The following is a 21394-nucleotide window of genomic DNA, read 5'->3' on the forward strand; positions in this document are numbered from 1 at the left end:
AAATCACCTCAAAATGAAGGCGGTAAACAGCACGTCATTGACAACCTGAGCCGGTTGACCTTTTACCAGCGGCGGCGCCAGCGCCTGTTTGATCTGCTCAACCAGGGCCTGCTTGCCTTGCTCTGTTGCCAGTGCCGTCGCGCTTTGACGCGAAAGCAGTAACAGCAGACGGCTGCGCACTTCCGGCAGGTAATCGTTCAACCGACGACGGGTATCCTCATCGGGCAGACGCAGGGTGAAACCCACGTACAGCACACGGTCGGGATCGTTGTCAGGATTGACCAGGTTTACTGTAAACGTATCCATTGCAAAAAATACGGGAGCAGCCGGTGGCTCGACTTTCGCCGCGTCCGGTTGGCTGCCTTCGTGTTTATTCATCATTCGCCAGACTGCATAGCCTGCCACGCTGCAAGCGGCCAGCGTTACAATCAGTAACACCGGTAGTAGTAGTGAACGTTTGCGGCCTTTAGCTTTCGCGTTATCAGACATCTTGCAGTTACTTCCTGTGAATTATGGGCAAGCCTCTCGGCTTACCTGGACAGATTATCCCGCGTCTTAAGTCAAACAATGGGAAGAAAAGACGCGGGTTTTACGCTTACCTTCAGCGTTTAGCGGCTGTCAGGCAAAGATATCGACAGCGCCGTTACCGGCCGCGCGCGCTTGAAGGGCTGCCGGGACGGCAATAGGCGTTATCTCGTTGTCACTGTCCTGGGAGAGGGTAAAGCTGCCGTGCTGTCCGTCACGACGTCCTTCCTGCTGGCCCTGATAACTCTGGCCCTGTGCGAAGGCGTCGCTGCTGACGTTACTCTGTCCCAGGTTTATTCCGCTCTCCGCCAGCGCTGTACGCAGCTGAGGGAGAGCCGCTTCCAGCGCGGCCCTCACTTGGCTGTGGCTGGAAACCATACTTAACTGTGCCTGATCCTTATCGAGGGTCAGGCTGATCTGGATAGCGCCCAGATCCTGCGGATGTAAACGCAACTCGGCGTTCTGCTGCCCGTTGCGGCTAAACATCACAATCTGCTGACTCAGCGCCTGCTGCCACTCGCTGCTGCCGAGCTGCGCATTCAGCATTGGCGTCGACGGCGTGGTGCTGGTCGAAGCGGTGCTGCTCACCAGCGAACTGGTGGCGCTGAGCGGTGCGCTGGTTAACGGCGTCACCGGGTCATCACTGATCTGCGCGGCGCTGCGCTCTTCCGGCTTACTCAGCGCATTCAGCACCTGCTTAAAACTCTCATCCAGCGTCAATCCGCTGCTGTTACTGGCGGTGGTGCTGACGCTGCTGCTCTGCGTGCTGCTCGCCGTTTGCGTTAAGAGCGTTACAGCATCGCTGGATTTCTTCTGAGCACCATCCGGCTGCGCTTGCTCTTCTTTTACTGCACCTGCCAGCGAACCACTTAACAGTGCGGTATTAAGCGAAGCGCGAGTGTCGGTTTTCCCTTCGCCTGTGCTGCTACTTACGGTCGTTGGGCTGGTGCGGTTCTCTACCGCCACCGGCAACATGGCGAATAACGCCTGCACATTCTGTAAGTCGCTGGCAGTTAACGAACTTGCCTCACTCTTGTCTTTATCATCGGCTGATTTCAGCGTGGCTTTAGTGTTTTCCGGCTGTAAAAGTGCGTTTAACGCATCTGGTTTCTCCAGCGCCTGCAATAACGCGCTCAAAGAGGCCTTACTGACGTCTTTTTCATCAACTTCTGCTGTCAGATCAGTCGATTGCGTGTTAACAGCTTGTTGCTTTACCAGCGTCAGCAAGCGGTTGCCGAGTTCAGTAATAAATCCCTGCGGCAGCGCATCCGCGCCCTGCAAAAGATCTGATGAAACTGAACTGTCAGCGTCTCCCAAAACCGAGGTTTGCGTAGCAACTGTTGGCAGCGTAATCATTCGCCTTTCCTCAATGCGGCCCGTTGGGCAAATTCATCCATCCGTTTCTGATCGAGACGGTTTTCTTGTCGTAATGCGTTTTCCTCAGCGCGCGTAATCAGCGTTTGATAAGCATTGAGTCGCTTATGCTTTTCACGCCAGTTGCTCAGCGCGGTGTCGAGGCGCTGATTCCACTGGGAAAGCTGTTGGCGATGCTGTTCGATGGCTTTTTCCAGCGTCTGAATAAACTGGTGATAATTGGTCCAGCGCGTGCTGGCGATGCCGCCGGACATATCCTGATTGAGCTTATTGCGATACTCATCCTGATAATCCAGCAGCATGCTGAGTTGTTCGTCGGCCTGTTGCACACCACGGCGCATATCGCCGAGGTGAATCACCGCACTCTCCAGTTCCTGCTCCGCCATATCGCGCAGCTTGTTGATCGCACTGGCCGTTTTCATGACTTAACCTCGTTTGGCGTTAACCGAACATCGCCTGCAGATGCAAACAGGCATCGTCGTAGTCGCTGCGTTCGAAAATGCCCTGATGCAGGAAGGCTTCCATCTCCGGATAGAGCTTGATGGCTCGGTCCAGCATCGGATCGCTGCCTGCGGCATACGCACCCACACTCACCAGATCGCGGTTACGCTGGAAGCTGGAGAGCAACTGTTTGAACTGGCGCACGCGCGCATAGTGCGTCTCATCAATTAATGAGGTCATGGCGCGGCTGATCGACGCTTCAATATCAATCGCCGGATAGTGACCGGCTTCGGCCAGACGACGCGACAGCACAATGTGGCCGTCGAGAATGGCTCGCGCCGAGTCGGCAATCGGGTCTTGCTGATCGTCACCTTCGGTCAACACGGTATAAAAGGCGGTGATTGAACCGCCGCCGTGCGTGCCGTTACCGGCGCGTTCTACCAACGCGGGCAGTTTGGCGAACACCGAAGGCGGATAACCTTTGGTCGCCGGCGGCTCACCGATGGCCAGCGCGATTTCACGCTGCGCCATGGCGTAGCGGGTGAGGGAATCCATAATCAGCAGCACGTGCTGGCCGCGATCGCGGAAATCTTCGGCGATACGCGTGGCGTAGGCAGCGCCCTGCATGCGCAGCAGCGGCGAGACATCCGCCGGCGCGGCGATCACCACCGAACGCGCGCGGCCTTCAGCACCGAGAATGTTTTCAATGAACTCTTTAACTTCACGACCACGTTCACCAATCAAACCCACCACGATCACGTCGGCTTTGGTGTAGCGCGCCATCATGCCAAGCAGCACGCTTTTACCGACGCCGGAACCAGCGAACAGTCCCATACGTTGACCGCGACCGACGGTAAGAAGGGCGTTGATGGCGCGCACGCCGGTATCCAGCACATCTTCAATCGGCGTACGTTGCAGCGGGTTAAACGGGGCGGTGATCAGCGGGGCGCGATAGCCGGTTTCCGGCGCGGGCAAACCATCCAGCGGTTTGCCGCTGCCGTCCAGCACGCGACCCAGCAGTTCCGGACCCAGCAGCATCTGTTTGCCGCTGTGCCCGCTGTCGCCACTGACGCGCGCATACACGCGTGCGCCTGGCAAAATGCCGTCGACTTCTTCCAGCGGCATCATTAACAGTTTCTGGCCGTTGAAGCCGACCACTTCACTTTCAACTTCAGTGATCTTGCTGCCATCGGTACGTTCAATAATGCAGGTCGCACCGAGCGGCAGTTGCAGGCCGGTGGCTTCCAGCACTAAGCCGGTGGCGCGCGTCAGGCGACCGTAACGACGCACGGTTTGCACCTGCGAAATGCGATCTTCGAAGGCATCGAGCGCGCCGAGCCAGCGTGAAAGGCGTGAGGAGGTCATTACAGTGTCCCCGGAGCGGCCAGGCGGCACAGCTCCTGCCAGCGCGTTGCCACGCTCGCATCAAGGTCGCCATCTTCGGCGCTGAGCTTACAGCCGCCGGGATGCAGCGTGCTGTCGGCCAGCAAGCGCCAGCCGTGCAGATCAAGCGTTGGGCCGAGCGTCTGCTCGATGCGCTGCAAATCGTCCGGATGAACGCGCAGTTGCGGCTTGCCGCTGAACATCGGTTCCTGCTGAATCAGCTGCTGGATCTGACGCAGCAGGGCGGTGCCATCCACCTGCGTGGCCTGGCCAATCACCGTGCGCGCGGCTTCCAGCGCCAACTGCATCAGACGCGAAGCGATCACGCTGTCGAGCGCTTCGAGCGTGTGATGGAACTCGGTCACCAGCTGCTGCATACGTGCCTGCAGCGGCGCTTGCTGCTGCTGCGCATCGGCTAAGCCTTGCTGGAAACCGGCGTCATAACCGTTCTGTTGCGCTTCGGCGAAACCTTTCTGATAGCCTTCGCTGTAGCCCTGGGTCTGCGCCTCTTTGCGCATCTGCTGCTGCATGCGTTCCAGCTGTTGTTGCTGTTCCGCTTCGGCGCTCAGTTCGACATCAATCTCCGGCTCCTCAAGCTGAGGCTCCGGTTCGGCACCAAACGGGCTGCCTAAATCATCAGGCTGCCAGCGCTGCCAGGCGCGGGCGGAAAAGGCATCAGACATAGGTTTCCTCGCCACCACCAATCACCATCTCGCCGGATTCTGCTAAGCGGCGCACCACCAGAAGAATGGCCTTCTGTTCGTTCTCCACCGCCGACATACGTACCGGACCACGGTTGGCCAGATCGTCGCGCAGGATATCGGCCGCACGGGCGGACATGTTCTTGAGGAACTTCTCGCGCAGCGGCTGCTCGGCACCTTTCAATGCCACCAGCAACTGCTCGGATTCCACTTCCTGCAACAGGCGCTGGATGCTGCGGTCGTCGACTTCCACCAGGTTTTCGAACAGGAACATCTCGTCGATGATCTTCTGTGCCAGCTCGCCATCGAAGTCGCGTACTGCTTCGATAACCGCTTCTTCCTGCTGGGTTTTCATCAGGTTGATAATTTCTGCTGCGGTTCTCACGCCGCCCATCTTCGCGCGCTTGAGGTTGGTACCGTCGAGCAGGTTGTTCAGCACTTCGGTCAGTTCCGCCAGCGCCGCCGGCTGGACACCGCCGAAGGTGGCGATACGCAGCATCACATCGTGACGCAGACGTTCGTCGAACAGCGCCAGAATATCCGCCGCCTGACCACGTTTGAGGTGGACAAGGATGGTGGCGATAATCTGCGGATGCTCGTCGCGAATAAGGTCGGCGGCCGCCTGTGGCTCCATGAAGTTGAGCGTTTCCATACCGCTGGTGGTCTCGTTTTTCTCGAGAATATCTTCCAGCAGGCTTGAGGCGCGCTCCTCGCCCAGCGCTTTGATCAGCACCGAACGCAGGTAATCGTTGGAGTTGAGGCTCAGCGCCGCAAACTGTTCAGCATCGATTTCGAACTCACGCAGCACTTCGGTCAGCTGTTTGTGTGAAACCTGGCGCATGTTGGCCATGGCGCCACTCAGGTGCTGAACTTCACGCTGGTTGAGGTGTTTGAACACCTCCGCCGCGCGCTCTTCGCCGATGGTCATCATCAGAATGGCGCTTTTTTCTGTACCGGTCAGACTCATAGTTCTTTACTCATCCATTCGCGGATAACCAGCGCAACGACGCGCGGATCGTTTTCAGACATGTCGCGGATACGCTGGCTCATCACCTCGGCGCTCATGCGGTTAGTAGATTTACGCTCCTGATCCAGCTCGTCTTTGCTGAGCTGAACGTTAAAGGCTTCTTCTTCTTCCATTGCCGCAGAGCGTGCCGCCAGCGCTTCAGCCGCTGCCTTCTCCTGCTCTTTCTTACGCATCAGCTGTGGACGTACCAGCTTGCGATAGAGGATGAAGCCAACCAACGCCACCAGCAGCCAGCGACCGGCAGTCATCAACTGGTCGAAGAACGATTGCTGCTGCCAGAATGGCAGGTCGCCACCGGCTGGCTCGGTCATGTTGAACTGCGAGTTCACCACGTTGACGCTGTCGCCACGGGTTTGCGAATAGCCCATCGCTTCACGGGTTAAATCTTCAATCTGCTTAATCTGCTGCTCGTTGAGCGCCACCGCTTTGCCTTTGCCGTCGTCGCGGTAGTTCACCACTACGGCAACCGACAGGCGCTGCACATCGCCGACGTTCAGCTTGGTATGACGAATGGTGCGATCCAGCTCGTAGTTCACCGTGTCGTTGCGCGTTGAGCTGCTCGGGCCAGAAGGTTGTGCGGTGCTGGTGGTGCTGCCGTTATTCTGCGCATTGGCGGTTTGCGCGTTAGCGTTCTGACCATTGGCATTATTGTTGTTATTGGTTGGCGGATTGGTCACCGGCGCGGTATTGGCTGGCGCAGGCTGATTCGACAATGCACCCGGCACGCCGCCTGGATACGGGCTGCCATTCTGTTCGGAGTTGCTGGTCTGGCGCGAACGCACCGCGCTGTTGTTAGGATTGGCGTTCGGCTGGTATTTCTCGTCGGTCTGCTCGCTGCGGTCGAAGTTGATCTGCGCCGTCACCTGCGCATGCACATTGCCCTGACCGACAATTGGATTCAGGATCGCTTCGATGCGCTGCTGGAAGCGCGCTTCCACTTCAGACGCATATTTCAGTTGCGCATCGTTCAGGTCGCGACCTTCGCTATCGGAGCGGGTCAACAGACGACCGGCCTGATCGACAACGGTAACGTTGCCCGGCGGCAAACCGGCTACGCTGCTGGAGACCATATGCTGAATGGCCTGAATCTGGCCTTCATCTAATGCGCGGCCTGGCTGCAGGTTCAGCGTCACCGAGGCGGAAGGGGCTTTCTGCTCACGCACGAACAAGGTCGGTTTCGGCATCGCCAGATGCACGCGCACGCTCTTCACCGGACCGAGCGTTTCGATGGTGCGCGACAGTTCACCTTCCAGCGCACGCTGATAGTTGATCTGCTCGCTGAACTGGCTGATACCGAACTTCTCTTTGTCCATCAGCTCGAAGCCAACGTTACCGCCTTTCGGCAAACCTTGTTGGGCCAGACGCAGACGCAGCTCATGCACTTTATCGGCGGGCACCATCAGTGCTCCACCGTTATCAGCGAACTGGTAAGGAATGTTCATTTGCGTCAGCTGAGTGACAATCGCGCCGCCATCCTCATCGGAGAGGTTGTTATAAAGGACGCGATAGTCCGGCGCTTTCGCCCAGAGCACCAACGCAAACACCACTGCGATAACCGCAGCAGCAGCGATAATTAAGGGAATACGCGGATTGGCGCGCAGGCGGGCGAGAAGGTCACTGAAGCCTTTCTTTGCTGAATCCTGTGTAGCGGCTGCACTCGCATTCATGACCGATTCCTGCCTGACATTATTGACCGGGTGTGGTGTTGTGGTGACAAAACGTACTCCCTGAATACTTCTCCCCTAAAATCGGGAGAGGAGAAAAATTAAATTCCACTTAATGGCAGGCATTATTTGTTGAAACCGGTCACATCGATGGGTGGATAAGCCGGGTTTTTTGCGGTCATTTAGCGCCTTTGTCCTATTGACAGTGTGTTAACTTTCTCATCGTGAAAATTTAATCACTTCTTCAATAGGGGTCAGGCAATGTCAATTCAGGCGATTGAGGGTGTGCTGCAGCAGCTGCAGATGACGTCTCTGCAGGCCAGCGGTAAGCAAGCGGAATCCACTAATCAGGTCGATTTCAGTGCCACCATGAAAGCAGCACTCGACAAGATCAGTGAAACCCAGACCACGGCCCGCGCGCAGGCGCAGGATTTTGAGATGGGTAAACCGGGCATCCAGTTAAATGATGTGATGGTCGATCTGCAAAAATCCTCTATTTCCATGCAGATGGGCGTGCAGGTGCGTAACAAACTGGTGTCGGCGTATACCGATATTATGAGCATGCAGGTTTAGTTTCTTTCGGGTATTTCTTTCGGGTATAGTCCAGCGCGGTGATGGTTTTATCTCAGGCGGGAAGGTTGCTGCATCACAGTGAGTACACCGCCAAACGCGCTGCCTTATTTTGAGAAGAGGATTCTCACGTGAAGAAAACCCTGCTGTTTTTACTCGCCATCGTCCTGCTCTCGGGATGTGACAAGGATGACGCGACTTTCTACCCGCAAATGAAAAACTTTGCCTATCTGTATCAATTTGAAGCGCTGCCCGGCAACGTCAAAACGACCCATCAAACGCTGTTTACCGCCGACGGTCAGCAACTCTTCGAAGTGAATGTTGATTTCGACCGCAACGGCTGTCCAACGCACGTTAAATCAGTGCGCAAAGACGGCGAAGTGATTGAAGTGACGCGCGACGGCGACCAATTAAAAGGCAGTGAAAACGGTCAGGACGTGGTGGTGACGCTGGATAATAACTGCGCCATGGTGAAGAAAGTCACGCCGACCATGGCCGTGGATATTGCCTATAACAAACAGGGTTTGGTGGAGCAGATCTCATCGCCCGCCTCCGATGCAGCGTTTCACCTCGCTTATAACAGCGCCGGTGAAATGGCGGTCTTGAGTATTACCCAGGCCGGAACGGAAGTATCACGCGCTACTGCGGTGCGATCAGAAGATAAGAAAAAGATCTCTGACGTGGTTACCACGGTGAAGCGTAATGACCAAATTAAAACCGTCAGCAATGTCTGCAAATATAAAAACGACATTCCCTATTATTGCGACATTATTACCGCTGACGCGGCAGGCAACGTGATTGATAAGCAGTATGGCAATATCGAAGTGACGTATTACTAATTTGTAGGGTCGCCATTGATGGCGACCGCCACACTATTTAATCTCAGGCCACGCCACCGCCGGGAATCCATTCAGCAGCGGATGAGCAAACAGGAAACCCTGGAACTGGCTAATGCCCGCGGCTTCCAGCCACATCCACTCTTCCGCTTGCTCGACACCTTCGGCAATCACCGCAATCTCCAGCGAGGCGCAGCACTTGATGATGGCGTGCATGATCGCCTGCTTCGGACCGCTTTTGTGCACATCGCGGATAAGCTCGCGATCGATTTTGATTTTGTCCGGCTGGAATTTCGATAACAGCGACAAGCCAGCAAAACCGGCACCAAAATCGTCCAGCGCCAGGCTGATACCCGCCGCTTTCAACTTTCTCACTTCGGCAGCAAATTCATCCGAGCGCGAAATGATCTCATTTTCGGTCACTTCGACAATCACCTGCTGCGGCACCAGCCCGCTGGCGTTGATCTCGCTAAGCAGAAAATCCACCGCATTTGGCACCGTCACCAGCGACATCGGCAGCAGGTTGATCGACAGACGATGCTCGCCAATCCCCAGTTTGCTCGCCACGCTAAAGGCCAGGCGTTTCGATTTGATATCCGCGTGATAAATCGCTTCGCCGCCAAATGCGGAGAAATACTCGTCCGGTGAGCCACCGTTCGGCGTGCGAATCAGTGCTTCAAACGAAGTGATGCGGCGCGCGAAGGGATCGATGATAGGCTGAAAGGCGAAACGGCAATCCTGCAGGCTTTGATCGATACCCTCCAGATCGTTCTGCCATTCATTATCGGGAATAAATTCCCAGGTATTGGCTGGCGGGATCTCGAAGTAGTTCTCTTTGTCGCGCGCCACTACGAAGGTGCGCAAAAACTGCAGCGCGCGATCTTTGTAGGTGAGCTGATAACGCGACGTGCCTTTATCCAGCACCGCTTGCAGTACAGTGTCTTTGTCATGCTCGCGCAGATCGAACAACTCCATGCCAACTTTGCCAAAGCGGCGTTCGGGCGCAAAGTCGTGCATTAACTCCACCAGATTATGGTGGCGTGCGTCCTGACAAATACGCTTGTAAATGCCCTGAACGGCCTCGCGCGGGCCTTCCAGCAGCTGGAAGAAGTGCAGGCCGTCGAACAGCAGAATGCCGGTGACGTCGAAGTTTTTATTTTTGCTATTGGCTTTAGCAACCATATCTTCGAGCGTTTTAATTGGCACGTGATCGTGCAGATGGCTGCGGTAGATAATTGTGGTGAGCATCGAGATTGTCCGGATAATTTATTATTTTGCGGCTAGATTAGCAGTCTTACCGCGGGGTCTGTCCATAGCTTCCCGCGCTCAGGCTAAACTTTTTTTAAAATAACAGGTTAAGCGAAGCGGCTAGCCGCTTCGGTAACGTCGCAACTCCATCAGCGTGCCGATGATTTGCAGCGCAGATTCCGCCGAATGCAGCTGCGGAAAGTCATCATTCAGCGCGCGCAATGTGAAGATTTGTTCATCCTGTTGTTGCGTTTGCAGGCGATAAATCCGCACCCGCGCCACGCCATCCACCAGCGCCAGCACCACATCGCCCGGCTGCGGCTGAACGTCCGGATCAAAGATCACTTTGTCACCGGGCCGGTAATCGGGCTGCATCGCGTGATCTTCTACCGTGACTGCCAGCGCGCCATCGCCCAACTGACTTTCGCTGTAGAGAAAGCGCGTGGCCTGCTGCTTGAGCAACAATCGCTGCTCGCCCAACCACGTCGACGCTTGCGCCAGGCTAATCAATGGCACCGCCGCAACCGGTGCGGCTTTGGCGTGGGTGGCAAACACTTCGCCGTCCCCGTCAATAATCCACGCCGCTGTGCATTGCAGCCACTCCGCGAGCCGCAGCAAATTCTCGCCACGCGGTACGGTTTCTTCTTTTTCCCATTGCGATACAGCTACATGCGATACACCGATGCTCTTTGCCAGTGCCTGCTGCGTCAACTGTAGTGCTTTACGTCGTGCCCGGATGCGCTCACCGGAAGATTCTTTTTTCATCATCTTGACATCTCCTGAAGGAACGACTTAAGTATACTTAAATTCATAAGTTAAAGTAAACTTAAATTCAGGCGTTGACCGCGAAGCTGGCAAGGGTGGTCAGCGTGCTTATGGGGCACAACCCTTGCCAGGGGTGAGAGGTGAAGCATGGAAAGTAGTTTAGTCACCAGCGTAGGTGCGTTGCTTCTCGGCGGCGGCGCAGCAGCTGTGTTCTGGAAACCGTTAATGGCGGGTATCGCCGCTATCGTCACCAGTAATCGTGCCGGCGGGGAGATCATCACCAGCTACAAAGAACAGGTGATGCTGCTCAAAGAAGGTCACGCCTTGATGCGCCAGGAAAACGATGAATTGCGCATCCGACATGACAAAAACCTGCGGCGTATCTCTTCGCTGGAAACCGATCTGCGGCTGATTAAAAACGCCTTGAGCATTTTGCTGGCGACCACCGAAGCCGAGCACAGCGATAAGTTTCGCAGTCAGGTTAACCAACTGATTACCACTCTGGAGGAGAGTCGTGATGATGCAGATAAACAGTGAGTACGTAGTGAAAAACCATCGGCGCCAACTGTTCTTCGGCGGCTTTCTGCTGATGTTGTCGCTGATGTGCGTGGCGATGACGGTGCTGTTTTTGTTCGTCAGTAACAGCGCCAATCAGCGTGTTGAAGAGATTCGACAGCAATATCGAACCATATCGGAACGGCGTGAAGCGCGCGTGGCAGAGCTCACCAGCCAGCTGGTGGCGCTGCAGAACAAACTCGATGGGACATTGAAGCACCCGGTCAGCAATCCGGCTGACAAAGGGAAACCGGCAGAAGGAGATAAGTCGCCACCTCAACCCAAGCGTTAAGGAGGGCATTATGCGAATTACCCCGTGGATTGCAGCCACTCTTGCCCGACTGCGATCTTTATTTAGTAAGAAGGAGAGCATTATGAGCGATCAAACTGTCATCAATCCAACCAGCACCATCGCATCGTCACCGGCGGAAGATTTCGCCAACGAAGTCGCTACGCCCGTTGCTGCACCTGAGACCGCTGCAGCGCCTGAAGCGGCGCCCGCTGTCGTCGCAGAAGCCGCACCTGAAGTTGCGCCCGCAGCGGCACCGGCTGAGGTTACACCGGCTGCGGCACCAGAGGCGATAACCGCTGCACCCGCGGAGGCGGCGGCCACTGCAGCGCCGGAGGCAGTAACGCCTGCGCCAGCCGACGTTGCGGCACCCAGCGTACCGGACGTCGCTGCTCCCGCTGCAGCCGACGCGCCGCCAGCCGCCGCAACGGCGGAGAGTCACGACGGAACTCAGGCGTTCTCAGAAGGCGTGAAGGATTTCGTCAGAGCGTTTAGCTTTGTCGAGCAGGGCGTGATCAAACTGGGCGATGCAGCGAAGGATGAGCTGATTGATCTGGCGAGGAAGTATCTGTAATGCCTGACGACTCAGCATCGGGGACCGGGATGTCCCCTGTTTACTAACAGGTTTTAGTCACTTCCGATTATTCCTAAGGCAGCTTCGATATTTTGCACTACCTTTAATCATTCAAGCGTTATTTAAATCGTCTTATTAAGCGAAAAGGAAGATAGCATGAGTGATACAGAAACTGTAAAAACCAAAACTGACTACCTGCGTGATGTCACCTCCCAGCTTAAAGAGATGCGCCACTACGCGCAGACCAACACTGAGACGCTGTCTGCCCACTGGCTGGCGTTTGATGCGGGTGAGTACAAAGACACAGAATATGCGGGACGCTTCGATACCTTGCTGAACAAACAGGGCAAGCTGCTGGATGACATTGATGAGGCGATTCAGGATCTGGAAATCGCCATCAACCATGCTGAGCAGGAAAGCTAAGCGCTTATCGCACTGGTGGCCTAATCGGCCACCAGCCACATTTCTGCCTCATCGAACATCTCTTCAACAATCCGCGCAATCGTCGCTTTATCGTTCTTACTCATATCGGTATCTATTGCGTTACGCTCCATTGGTTTGACGCGCACCTCAATATCGGGAAAGACGCGCTGTACACGCTTTTCCAACTCCTGCAAAATCATCTCGCGTGCACCCGGTAATCCGGCCACGTTACGCTTATCGTAAATCAACTCCACAAACATCAGGGTCGTTCCATTCATTGGATCGGGTGCGATATAGTACTGTAAATAAAAACAGGGGTAAATATGCGCCAACTGGTTATCGATATCTTATTGAAAATGGCAAAAATGGATGTGGAAGCAAAAGAGCTGGTGGCGCAGGTTGAGGCGCAGTCGTTATTGATTGCGGCGCTGCTGATTCAGGCGAAAGAGAATAACTCGTTGACCATTTCCGATACGGTGCAAGAGGCGATTGTGACTGCTTCACGCGCCTCGCAGGAGTTTTTACAGTCCGATGTTGATCTGCTGCTGACCCACGTGAATCGTCTACTGGCGGTGGCAAGTTATATCGAAGTGAAAGGGATCGAGCGGGAAGGGTAGAAAAAATATTACCTCTGGAAGTGGAAATCCAGCAACACTTCCAGAGGCGGTGCAACAGCACCATTCGTTCAAGGACAATCTACGACTGACGTCGTGATGAGTAAGTTATACAAGTTCGAACGACTTGTACAACTTTTTCCTGAACAATTTGTGTGGTTGGAGATGTATCTTTGATGCATTTTCAGTGCGTTGCAGATTACAGCTCGTTCTTAATGCAGAACTCTTCCCACGTCATGCCTAACGCTTCCGCGTGAGATTTCAGATACTTTTCAATGGCATCCGCGGCGACGGCTTTATCGGGTTCCGCCAGCTGAATGGAAAACAGCATGCCGTCCAGCTTCTTCTGACGCAAAAACGCGGCATAAATACGTTCTGCATGCCAGTCGCGTAACTGCGCTAATGACAGGTTAGCCTGACGGGCATCGCTTTCGGTGAGTTCATCCAGTGCAGACTGGAAATCGGGGTGAGCGGCGAAAAACATCGTGCGCGCCTGAGCGTAATACTCTTCTGGGGTTTTCATTCGGTGTTCCTGCGTATCAACTTGCGCGCTAGTGTAACGCGCGCATGTGGCCTTGTCAGTTTCAGATCTTACAGAACACGGGCATCGTAGCGGCGCAATTTATTGCGCGATAAATCGCGCCGCTACGGTATGTGTAACTTTTGATCACAGCATATCAATGCAACTGCTGATAAATCCGCATCACGTCCTGCTGATTTTTCGTCAGCGCCTCATCCAGCGTCAGTTTGCCGCTCAGCATATCCGCCAGATTCTGCCCGACGGCGTTACCCATCTGATCAAATCCGGGAATACTCACGTACTGCACGCCCTGATAAGGCACCGGATTGAGCGTCGGCTGTTCGACGGTGGCGGAATCAATCGCCGCACGCACCTGCGCTGCATACGGCGCCAGACGCTGATAGCTCGCCTGCTGATACGTCGAATTGCGGCTGCCCGGCGGCACCGCGCCCCAGCCAACGGTATCGGCCACTTGCTGGATATACTGTTTTGACGTCGCCCAGCTAATAAAGGCAATCGCCGCCTCGCGATTCGGCGTATTCGCCGGTACCGCCAGCGCCCACGACCACAACCAATTGGAGCCGTTGCGCGTAATACCGCCCGGCGCAGGCGCAAAGGCCAGCTTATCGGCGACTAATGAAATCTGCGGATTCACCAGCAAACCGGCCGCCACCGTGCTGTCGATCCACATGGCGCATTTGCCTTGCGCGGTCAGGCGCAGAATCTGGCCAAAACTGTTTTTCACCGTATCCGGCGGTCCATCCTGCTTCACCACCTGCAAATAATCACCCAGCGCCTCGCGCCACTCTGGCGAGTTAAGCGTCGGCTGCCAGTTTTCATCGAACCATTGCGCGCCATAAGCATTCGCCATGGTGGTCATGAACGCCACGTTATCGCCCCAGCCTGGCTGGCCACGCAGGCACAGACCGTAAATGCCTTTTTGCGGGTCAGTCAGTTTGGCGGCGAAGTTTTTGATATCGGTCCAGTCGGGATTATCGGGCATGGTTAACCCTTTCTGCGCAAACAGATCTTTGCGGTAGTAGGTCATGCTGCTTTCGCCGTAGAACGGCAGGGCGTAGAGCGTTTGCTGGAACGACAGCGCTTTGCGCACCGGTGCGATGAGATCATCGCTGTCGTAATCCGCAGGCAGCTTATTCAGCGGTGCCAGCCAGCCTTTTTCACCCCAAAGCGGCGCTTCATAGGTGCCGACGGTGATGACATCGAACTGCGCCTGGCCGCTGTTCATCGCCGACAGCACCGCCTGACGCAGCGCGCCATCGTCCATCACATGCCATTGCAGTTTGACGTCAGGATGTTCCTGCTCATAGCGCGTGGCGAGCTGCTGCATGATGGTCATATCGCCGTTGGCGATGGTGGCGATATTCAGCGTGGTCGCCGCCTGAGTTAGCAGCGGCATGGCCAGCAACATCGCGAGAAGTTTACGCATCATCTCGCTCCTTAGCGCTGTTGCAGGCGGAAGAAGGCCATCTTCTCCACCAGCAATCCGGCATGTTCGCTGACGGTCTGGCTGGCGGCGCTGGCTTCCTGCACCAGCGAGGCATTTTGCTGCGTCGCGCCATCCATCTGAATCACCGCGGTGTTGACCTGCTCAATGCCGCTGGATTGCTGGCGGCTGGCTACGGCAATTTCCCCGACAATATCCACCACGCGCGCCACGCCCAGATTGATGTCATTGAGCATCGCGCCGGAACGCTGCACCAGCGCGCTGCCGGCTTCCACTTTACCCACGCTGGCATCAATCAACGCTTTGATCTCGTGGGCGGCTCCGGCGGATCGCTGCGCCAGCTGACGCACTTCGGACGCCACCACGGCAAAGCCGCGCCCCTGTTCGCCCGCGCGCGCTGCTTCGACAGCCGCGTTGAGCGCCAGCAGGTTGGTCTGGAAGGCGATCTCATCGATCACCCGGTTGATATCGGCGATGCGCTTGCTGGAAGATTCGATCTCCTCCATCGCGCTGACCGCATCACGCAGCACGCTGCTGCCACGTTCGGCCTGATGACGCACGTCGGTTGCCAGCTCGTTGGCCTGCGCCGCGTTATCGGCGTTGTGTTTCACCGTGGCGGTCATCTGCTCCATGCTGGCAGCGGTCTGTTCCAGCGAGCTGGCCTGCGAATGGGTGCGTTCAGAAAGATCGTCGTTGCCGTCGGCCATCTGACGCGCCGCATCACTCAGCGCGCTGGCGCTTTCGCCCACTTCGCGCACGATCTCCGCCAGACGCACATCCATGCGCAGCAGCGACTGCATCAGTTCGCCCATCTCATCGCGCGAAACGCTGCCGATATCATGGTTCAGTTCACCGGCCGCAATTGATTCGGCCAACTCGCGCGCCTGGCCAATCGAACGGTTGATCGAGCGGATCAGCAGCCAGCCGAACACCAGCGCCACGCTCAGCCCGACCAGCAAAATGATAATCAGGCTATTACGCGCTAACTGGTAATCGCTGTTGCTCTGCTGATAGGTGAGTTCCGCATGCTGACGCATCAACGCATCGAGCTGGTCGATGTCCTGTTGCAGCAGCTGACTGCCGCTGCGCAGGCGGGTTTCAATCACCACCAGCGCGCCGGACGGATTGCCACCTTTCAGCAGTTCACCGGCATCCTTCAATGCGGTTTGCCAGCCGTCGAGATGGGTGATGAATTGCTGGCTGAGCGGTTTGGTTTGCGCATCAAACGACAGCTGCTGCCAGGTTTGGCGGTCTTTGGCTATCTGCTCGCCATAGTGCGTGATGCGCGCCAGACGTTTATCCACTTCGCTGCTGTCGGTCCAGTAGCGCAGGGCATCGAACAGGGTCGAGGATTGTTCCTGCACCATGCGGTACAGGCGGGAGGAATATTGCAGCGGTAACAGCTCATTCTGGTAGGCGTTTTGCGCCCGTTGGTCGGCGGCGCGCAGGCCGATGATTCCCCAGATGGCGGCAACAATCAGTAAAATGCACAGCAGGCCAACAATTGATGTCAGACGCGCGCGAAGAGTCAATCGCATAACGGTGTTCTCCGTAACGAAGGTGAGTGTGTAGTCGGTAATTATTGTTTTTGCAGGTACTTTTAACTCCAGAAGAGTTATCGGCGTAGAAGTGAACAGCTTGAGGAAAAACGTGCGGCGCGCAGCAGATACCTTGCGCAACGGGCGGGAAAAATTATAACGTAGCCGCCATTGATGCGAGTGTAGGGACCGAGAATGAAAAAGTGGATGATAGTGGCCGCGCTGGCGCTGAGTGGCTGTGCGCAGATCAGCAATTATGACCAAGCGGTGAAAACCCCGGCGCCGCTGGAGCTCAAAGGCAACTGGCAAACCGTGGGCCCGCAGAGCAAGCTGATCAGCAAGCAAGCGATGGGCAGCCTGATTATCGGTGCCGAAGGCGACACGCTGGATTGCCGCCAGTGGCAGCGCGTGATTGCCAAGCCGGGCAAATTAACCCGTCTGGGCGATGACTGGGTCAACGTGACGCGCCAGGTGCGCGTGATGCCGCTGGTGCTGGAGAACGGCGAGCTGCGTTACGATGGGTTGAGACTGCGTAAAGTGGATCGCCCAACCGTTGAATGTCAGCAGGCGCTGGAAGAAGTGGCGAAGCGTCCGAACGACGCGGTGATTCAGAATATCGAGCCAGAGATTATGCGCCCGGTTTCAACGGCGACGCAGAAGTAGTTTTCCCTCACCCTAACCCTCTCCCACAGGGAGAGGGAACCGATCGAGCCCCATCTGACATATTGCAGCGTCTTCCTCTCCCCGTGGGAGAGGGCCGGGGTGAGGGCACCAGCGCGCAGAATCCGAATCAACTCTGCGGCAAATACACACTACCTTGCTTACTATACGCACTCATCACCGATTTCTGCATCGATGACTGGCCCACCAGCTGCGTCAATTCATCCATACGCAACTGCAGCAGACGTTTCACTTCGCTCTCATTATCGAGAATATGGCGTAACACCGGACGCAGTTGCTCTTGCAGCTGGCGCGACGGTGCGGCGGCTTCGGTTGTTTGCGCCAGTCTTTGCACCGCACTGACATAGTCCACTTCCTTGGTAATCAAATCATCCCATTCGCCGTCTGCTGCCAAACGCAGCATTCCGTGGCTGAGGTCGAGTAACTGTTGGTAAACGGTGACAAGTGACGGTGCAATATTCATTAAACGGCGTCCTGAAGGTGTTGAGGTTGTACGACTTCTTTCCAGGCATCAGCGATATTGCGCAGAAGACCTTCAACTTCTTCGAGGGCTTCGACATCATTACGCAGATTAGCCTGAACCAGACGACGAACCATGTAGGAATAGAGCCCTAACAGGTTGTCGGTAAGGTCATCGCCTGATTGCTCATCGAGGCCCTGCTTGAGTCCGCCCTCGATGATGTTAATGGCCTTGGAAATCGAGTTACCTTTTCCCTGGATATTGTTGTCCTGCATAAACAGGCGGGCGCGGACCAGTGCGCTGATCGCACCGTCAAACAGCAAGGTAATCAACTGCTGTTGATTGGCGCTCATCACTGAGCTCTCCACCCCGATTTTTGCGTAGGCTTGTGTGCCGTTTGCGCTGTACATAGTCATTCCCTATTAGGATGAGCTGCTAGAGCTTGAACTGCTTGATGACTCGAACTGCTGCGTCAGATAGCTGCTGGTCTGGTTCAACGAACTCATCAGAACATCAAGCTGAGTAAATTGAGTTTTATAACGCGCCACCATGTTGTCGATACGCGTACTCATGGTGTTGTACTGATCGGTCAGGTCGTTCAGCGTTTTACTCACGCCATCAGTCGCGGCCTGCACGATACCGGTGCTGGAGAGCCAACCGGTCAGATTGGTGGCGATGGTGGTGGTGATGCCGGTGGTTTTACCGTCACCGACAATCATCTCTTTCACGCCATCGGCATCGCTGCTCAGCGCGGTTTCCAGCTTATCGGAATCCAGCTCCAGCGAACCGGTGGTTGGGTCGGTGGTGATACCGATTTGCGCCAGCGATTTATAAGTAGAAGAACTCTGCGCATTGGTCAGCATGCTTTTCAGCTGCGTCTGGATGGTGCGCAGGGTGCTGTCACCTAACAGCGCGCCGTTGCTGGTGTCTTGCGCATCTGCGCCGACATCCACAGCGGTGTATTTGGTCAACGAGCTGAACTGGTCCAGCAAGGTGTTGTAGGCATCTACCCAATTTGAAATGGCGCTATTAGCTTTAGTTGTGTCTTTTGCAATAGTCAGCGTCTGGTTACTACTGGTGGTGTCATTGAGATTGAGAGTGATCCCTTCCAGGGCATCACTTATCACATTGCTACTGTTTTCAATCTCGACATTGTTCACCGTCAGTTTGGCATTTTGCGCTGCTACGCTTTGTGTCATTGGATTGGTACTGGCGGTAGAGTCATAGCCGACTATCGCCTGCAACGTATCATCGCCTGTCACAGCAATCTTGCTAACTGCGTTATCGCTACCCGTCTCGCTTGAGGTGAGTGACAGTCGATAGCTCCCATCACCGACTTTGATAATGCTGGCAGTAACGCCAGCATCCGCTCCATTGATGGCATCACGCATCCCGGTTAAGGATGTCTGATCAGAGGTAAGAGTAATGCTCTTACTTGTTCCGTCTTTCAGCGTAATGGCCAGGCTGCGACTACTGACAGAGCTGTCGCCCAATGCGTTGGTATTGCTGGTTTGCACTGCGGACGTCAAAGTTTGTGCCTGAGCCAATTGAGTCACGCTAATCGTGTATTTACCAGCAGCAACGCTTCCCGTTGTGGTGGCACTGAAAGCACTGGAGCTGCTGGTTGCAGATGTCGCTGTAAAAAGGTCAGCGTCATTCAGCTTAGTATTAGCGGTCTGAAAGGTAGAGAGCGAACTTTTAAGCGTGGCATACGCGCTCAATTTAGCGGTATAGGCCGTCTGCTGATTAGAGATGGGCGTTAATGACGCTTTCTCAGCAGTAGTCAGGTTATCAAGGATGGTACTTAAGTCGAGGCCAGAACCGATACCCAGCGTAGAGATACTTGCCATGTTGTTTCCTTTAAGTGGTCGACACGGAGTTTGAATACCCGGGTTATCGGCTTGGAATGGGCAAAGTTTAAAATTAATTATCCAGGAGTGATGAAGTGAATAGCGTATATAGAGAAGGGTATTTCTGGCGCTAGAAAAAATGATTAAAAGGCTAAAGAAGTGTGCAGAGAGGGCGATAAAGATAAGCGTGACAGGTTGAAGGGAAAAATTTTCACCTGGTCCTAAAAAAAATCTAAAGGTTGTTTAAGGGCAGACGATAACAACATTGACGGCGCTGAAGCCGGCGGGTTGAAGCCCACACCTTAACCGAAAGACTTGATTAACAGGAAAATTATCATGGCCCAAGTCATTAATACCAACAGCCTCTCGCTGATCACTCAGAACAACATCAACAAGAACCAGTCTGCTCTGTCTACCTCTATCGAGCGTCTGTCTTCTGGTCTTCGTATTAACAGCGCTAAAGATGACGCAGCGGGCCAGGCAATTGCCAACCGCTTCACTTCTAACATCAACGGCCTGACTCAGGCAGCGCGTAACGCAAACGACGGTATCTCTGCAGCGCAGACTACTGAAGGCGCACTGTCAGAAATCAACAACAACTTACAGCGTATCCGTGAACTGACTGTACAGTCTCAGAACGGTACTAACTCAGATTCTGACCTGTCTTCAATCCAGGACGAAATCAAATCACGTCTGGACGAAATTGACCGCGTATCAGGTCAGACTGCATTTAACGGCGTGAACGTGCTGTCCAAGAATGGCTCCATGAGCATTCAGGTTGGCGCAAATGATGGTCAAACCATCAACATCAACCTGGAGCAAATCGACTCTTCAACTCTGGGCCTGAGCGGTTTCTCAGTATCTAAAAACGCACTGAGCGTTGGCGCAGCGGTTACACAGGTTGCTGGCGACAGCGGCGTACTGACTAACGTTGACCTGTCTGATGCTGCGAAAACTCTGGGCGTTGATGCAAGCACCCTTTCTTTGCACCAAATTACTGGTTCAAGCGGTTATGTCGTTCAGTCTGGTAGCGACTACTACTCAGTGTCAGTAGACAACGCGGGTACTGACGCTGGTAAAGTTGAATTGAACACTACTGACGTTTCTTATGGTGATTCAGCCAACGGTATTGGTGCTAACGCTGCAACTCAGAGCGGTAAATTGGTTCAGGTTGGTGCTGACTCTACCGGTAAAGCAGTTGCATTCGTTAGTGTACAGGGCAAAAACTATTCAGTGTCTTCTGGTCTGCTGGCCGATAGCCAGGATGCAACGGCTGTTACTTCTGGCACGACTAGCGGTATCGAATTAAGCGGTTCTGGCGCAACTACTGAGTTTGCAGGCGCAGCGACTAAAGATCCTCTGGCGATGCTGGATAAAGCAATCGCTAAAGTTGATACCTATCGTTCAAGCCTTGGTGCGGTTCAAAACCGTCTGGATTCAGCTATCACCAACCTGAATAACACAACGACGAACCTGTCCGAAGCACAGTCTCGTATTCAGGATGCTGACTACGCAACAGAAGTTTCCAATATGTCTAAAGCACAGATCATCCAGCAGGCGGGTAACTCAGTGTTGGCTAAAGCTAACCAGGTTCCTCAGCAGGTTCTGTCTCTGCTGCAGGGCTAATAATCCTTCGGCCCAAGTGATATTCTGATTTTTTAGCACCAGACTAACGAGTGCTGACGATTGGGCTGAAAGCATAGCCAGCAACGGGGAATGTTTAATGACATTCCCCGTTTTTTTTATCTCTATAAACATCATCAGTGGCAGGGAATGAACTGGAAGGGTTTGAGTTTTTTAAGTCGCTACAGGGAGAAAAAAGTCAGAAATAGCCACGATTCTCTGTGTTACTTGCAGGATTAAAAGTCACTTTGATCATTAACATTATCCC

At 54.7% G+C, this 21394-nt stretch carries 25 protein-coding genes; 9 read left to right on the plus strand and 16 right to left on the minus strand.

Going from position 1 to position 21394, the window contains the following annotated elements; all coding sequences use genetic code 11:
* Nucleotides 1-3: 3 nt before the first annotated feature.
* The 7 genes from fliL to fliF form a co-directional block, all read right to left on the minus strand.
* Entirely contained in the window at nucleotides 4-489 is a 486-nt protein-coding gene (gene fliL / locus HX773_RS02955; RefSeq protein WP_176970358.1) for a flagellar basal body-associated protein FliL, read from the minus strand.
* Between the two features lie 129 nt (nucleotides 490-618).
* Complete coding sequence (locus tag HX773_RS02960; protein ID WP_176970359.1) at nucleotides 619-1881, minus strand: flagellar hook-length control protein FliK; 1263 nt, start codon at nucleotides 1879-1881, stop codon at nucleotides 619-621.
* Nucleotides 1878-2321, minus strand: coding sequence for a flagellar export protein FliJ (gene fliJ, locus HX773_RS02965; RefSeq protein WP_008105396.1), 444 nt, complete (start codon nucleotides 2319-2321; stop codon nucleotides 1878-1880). Before fliJ ends, HX773_RS02960 begins: the two co-directional genes overlap by 4 nt.
* 19 nt (nucleotides 2322-2340) lie before the next feature.
* Nucleotides 2341-3705: a flagellar protein export ATPase FliI gene (gene fliI / locus HX773_RS02970; RefSeq protein ID WP_176970360.1), complete on the minus strand. Its 1365-nt coding sequence runs from the start codon at nucleotides 3703-3705 to the stop codon at nucleotides 2341-2343.
* Nucleotides 3705-4406: a flagellar assembly protein FliH gene (gene fliH / locus HX773_RS02975; protein ID WP_176970361.1), complete on the minus strand. Its 702-nt coding sequence runs from the start codon at nucleotides 4404-4406 to the stop codon at nucleotides 3705-3707. The genes fliI and fliH overlap by 1 nt, the downstream gene beginning before the upstream one ends.
* On the minus strand, nucleotides 4399-5391 hold the full coding sequence (fliG, locus tag HX773_RS02980) for a flagellar motor switch protein FliG (protein ID WP_176970362.1): 993 nt from the start codon (nucleotides 5389-5391) through the stop codon (nucleotides 4399-4401). Before fliG ends, fliH begins: the two co-directional genes overlap by 8 nt.
* Nucleotides 5388-7118, minus strand: a complete 1731-nt coding sequence (gene fliF / locus HX773_RS02985) for a flagellar basal-body MS-ring/collar protein FliF (RefSeq protein WP_176970363.1) — start codon at nucleotides 7116-7118, stop codon at nucleotides 5388-5390. Before fliF ends, fliG begins: the two co-directional genes overlap by 4 nt.
* Before the next feature lie 258 nt (nucleotides 7119-7376).
* On the opposite strand from fliF, the gene fliE reads away from it, so the two are divergent.
* Both fliE and HX773_RS02995 read left to right on the plus strand, forming a co-directional pair.
* On the plus strand, nucleotides 7377-7688 hold the full coding sequence (gene fliE, locus HX773_RS02990; protein WP_008105389.1) for a flagellar hook-basal body complex protein FliE: 312 nt from the start codon (nucleotides 7377-7379) through the stop codon (nucleotides 7686-7688).
* A gap of 128 nt (nucleotides 7689-7816) precedes the next feature.
* A complete protein-coding gene (locus HX773_RS02995) occupies nucleotides 7817-8524 on the plus strand; it encodes a YnfC family lipoprotein (RefSeq protein WP_176970364.1) in 708 nt (235 codons plus the stop codon).
* Nucleotides 8525-8557: 33 nt separating this feature from the next.
* Here the strand turns inward: HX773_RS02995 and HX773_RS03000 are convergent, their stop codons facing one another.
* A complete protein-coding gene (locus HX773_RS03000; protein ID WP_176970365.1) occupies nucleotides 8558-9769 on the minus strand; it encodes a diguanylate phosphodiesterase in 1212 nt (403 codons plus the stop codon).
* A 120-nt stretch (nucleotides 9770-9889) separates the two neighbouring features.
* On the minus strand, nucleotides 9890-10537 hold the full coding sequence (locus tag HX773_RS03005; protein ID WP_176970366.1) for a S24 family peptidase: 648 nt from the start codon (nucleotides 10535-10537) through the stop codon (nucleotides 9890-9892).
* Nucleotides 10538-10681: 144 nt separating this feature from the next.
* Between HX773_RS03005 and HX773_RS03010 the strand changes: the two genes are divergently transcribed.
* From HX773_RS03010 to HX773_RS03025, 4 genes are all read left to right on the plus strand, one after another.
* Nucleotides 10682-11071: a hypothetical protein gene (locus tag HX773_RS03010; RefSeq protein WP_007891426.1), complete on the plus strand. Its 390-nt coding sequence runs from the start codon at nucleotides 10682-10684 to the stop codon at nucleotides 11069-11071.
* Nucleotides 11052-11381 (plus strand): hypothetical protein, encoded by a 330-nt coding sequence (locus tag HX773_RS03015; protein WP_176970367.1) that lies wholly within the window; start codon nucleotides 11052-11054, stop codon nucleotides 11379-11381. The genes HX773_RS03010 and HX773_RS03015 overlap by 20 nt, the downstream gene beginning before the upstream one ends.
* An 82-nt stretch (nucleotides 11382-11463) precedes the next feature.
* Nucleotides 11464-11952 carry a hypothetical protein gene (locus tag HX773_RS03020; protein WP_176970368.1) on the plus strand — a complete coding sequence of 163 codons (489 nt, stop codon included), beginning with the start codon at nucleotides 11464-11466 and terminating at the stop codon, nucleotides 11950-11952.
* Between the two features lie 156 nt (nucleotides 11953-12108).
* The gene (locus HX773_RS03025; protein WP_008105375.1) at nucleotides 12109-12375 is read left to right on the plus strand and encodes a hypothetical protein; all 267 of its coding nucleotides are present in this window, start codon (nucleotides 12109-12111) and stop codon (nucleotides 12373-12375) included.
* A 20-nt stretch (nucleotides 12376-12395) separates the two neighbouring features.
* Here the strand turns inward: HX773_RS03025 and HX773_RS03030 are convergent, their stop codons facing one another.
* On the minus strand, nucleotides 12396-12635 hold the full coding sequence (locus HX773_RS03030) for a DinI-like family protein (protein WP_007891408.1): 240 nt from the start codon (nucleotides 12633-12635) through the stop codon (nucleotides 12396-12398).
* Between the two features lie 63 nt (nucleotides 12636-12698).
* Between HX773_RS03030 and iraP the strand changes: the two genes are divergently transcribed.
* Nucleotides 12699-12992, plus strand: coding sequence for an anti-adapter protein IraP (iraP, locus tag HX773_RS03035; RefSeq protein WP_061717593.1), 294 nt, complete (start codon nucleotides 12699-12701; stop codon nucleotides 12990-12992).
* A 196-nt stretch (nucleotides 12993-13188) separates the two neighbouring features.
* Here iraP and HX773_RS03040 read toward each other — a convergent pair whose 3' ends face one another.
* From HX773_RS03040 to HX773_RS03050, 3 genes are all read right to left on the minus strand, one after another.
* A complete protein-coding gene (locus tag HX773_RS03040; RefSeq protein ID WP_101764036.1) occupies nucleotides 13189-13512 on the minus strand; it encodes a DUF6388 family protein in 324 nt (107 codons plus the stop codon).
* A 154-nt stretch (nucleotides 13513-13666) separates the two neighbouring features.
* Nucleotides 13667-14956 (minus strand): sugar ABC transporter substrate-binding protein, encoded by a 1290-nt coding sequence (locus HX773_RS03045; protein WP_176970369.1) that lies wholly within the window; start codon nucleotides 14954-14956, stop codon nucleotides 13667-13669.
* A gap of 11 nt (nucleotides 14957-14967) precedes the next feature.
* Nucleotides 14968-16512 carry a methyl-accepting chemotaxis protein gene (locus HX773_RS03050; RefSeq protein ID WP_176970370.1) on the minus strand — a complete coding sequence of 515 codons (1545 nt, stop codon included), beginning with the start codon at nucleotides 16510-16512 and terminating at the stop codon, nucleotides 14968-14970.
* Nucleotides 16513-16707: 195 nt separating this feature from the next.
* On the opposite strand from HX773_RS03050, the gene yedD reads away from it, so the two are divergent.
* Entirely contained in the window at nucleotides 16708-17175 is a 468-nt protein-coding gene (gene yedD / locus HX773_RS03055; RefSeq protein WP_176970371.1) for a lipoprotein YedD, read from the plus strand.
* Between the two features lie 127 nt (nucleotides 17176-17302).
* On the opposite strand, the gene fliT is transcribed toward yedD, so the two are convergent.
* Genes fliT through fliD form a run of 3 tightly spaced genes read right to left on the minus strand, consistent with a single transcriptional unit; the run spans nucleotide 17303 to nucleotide 19503 of the window.
* Nucleotides 17303-17656 (minus strand): flagella biosynthesis regulatory protein FliT, encoded by a 354-nt coding sequence (fliT, locus tag HX773_RS03060; RefSeq protein WP_176970372.1) that lies wholly within the window; start codon nucleotides 17654-17656, stop codon nucleotides 17303-17305.
* Nucleotides 17656-18063, minus strand: a complete 408-nt coding sequence (fliS, locus tag HX773_RS03065; RefSeq protein WP_176970373.1) for a flagellar export chaperone FliS — start codon at nucleotides 18061-18063, stop codon at nucleotides 17656-17658. The genes fliT and fliS overlap by 1 nt, the downstream gene beginning before the upstream one ends.
* 12 nt (nucleotides 18064-18075) lie before the next feature.
* Entirely contained in the window at nucleotides 18076-19503 is a 1428-nt protein-coding gene (gene fliD, locus HX773_RS03070; RefSeq protein ID WP_176970374.1) for a flagellar filament capping protein FliD, read from the minus strand.
* Nucleotides 19504-19839: 336 nt separating this feature from the next.
* On the opposite strand from fliD, the gene HX773_RS03075 reads away from it, so the two are divergent.
* Nucleotides 19840-21129, plus strand: coding sequence for a FliC/FljB family flagellin (locus HX773_RS03075; protein WP_176970375.1), 1290 nt, complete (start codon nucleotides 19840-19842; stop codon nucleotides 21127-21129).
* Nucleotides 21130-21394 lie beyond the last annotated feature (265 nt).

It is taken from the genome of Pantoea sp. B9002, assembly GCF_013385945.1.
Taxonomy (GTDB): Bacteria; Pseudomonadota; Gammaproteobacteria; order Enterobacterales; family Enterobacteriaceae; genus Pantoea.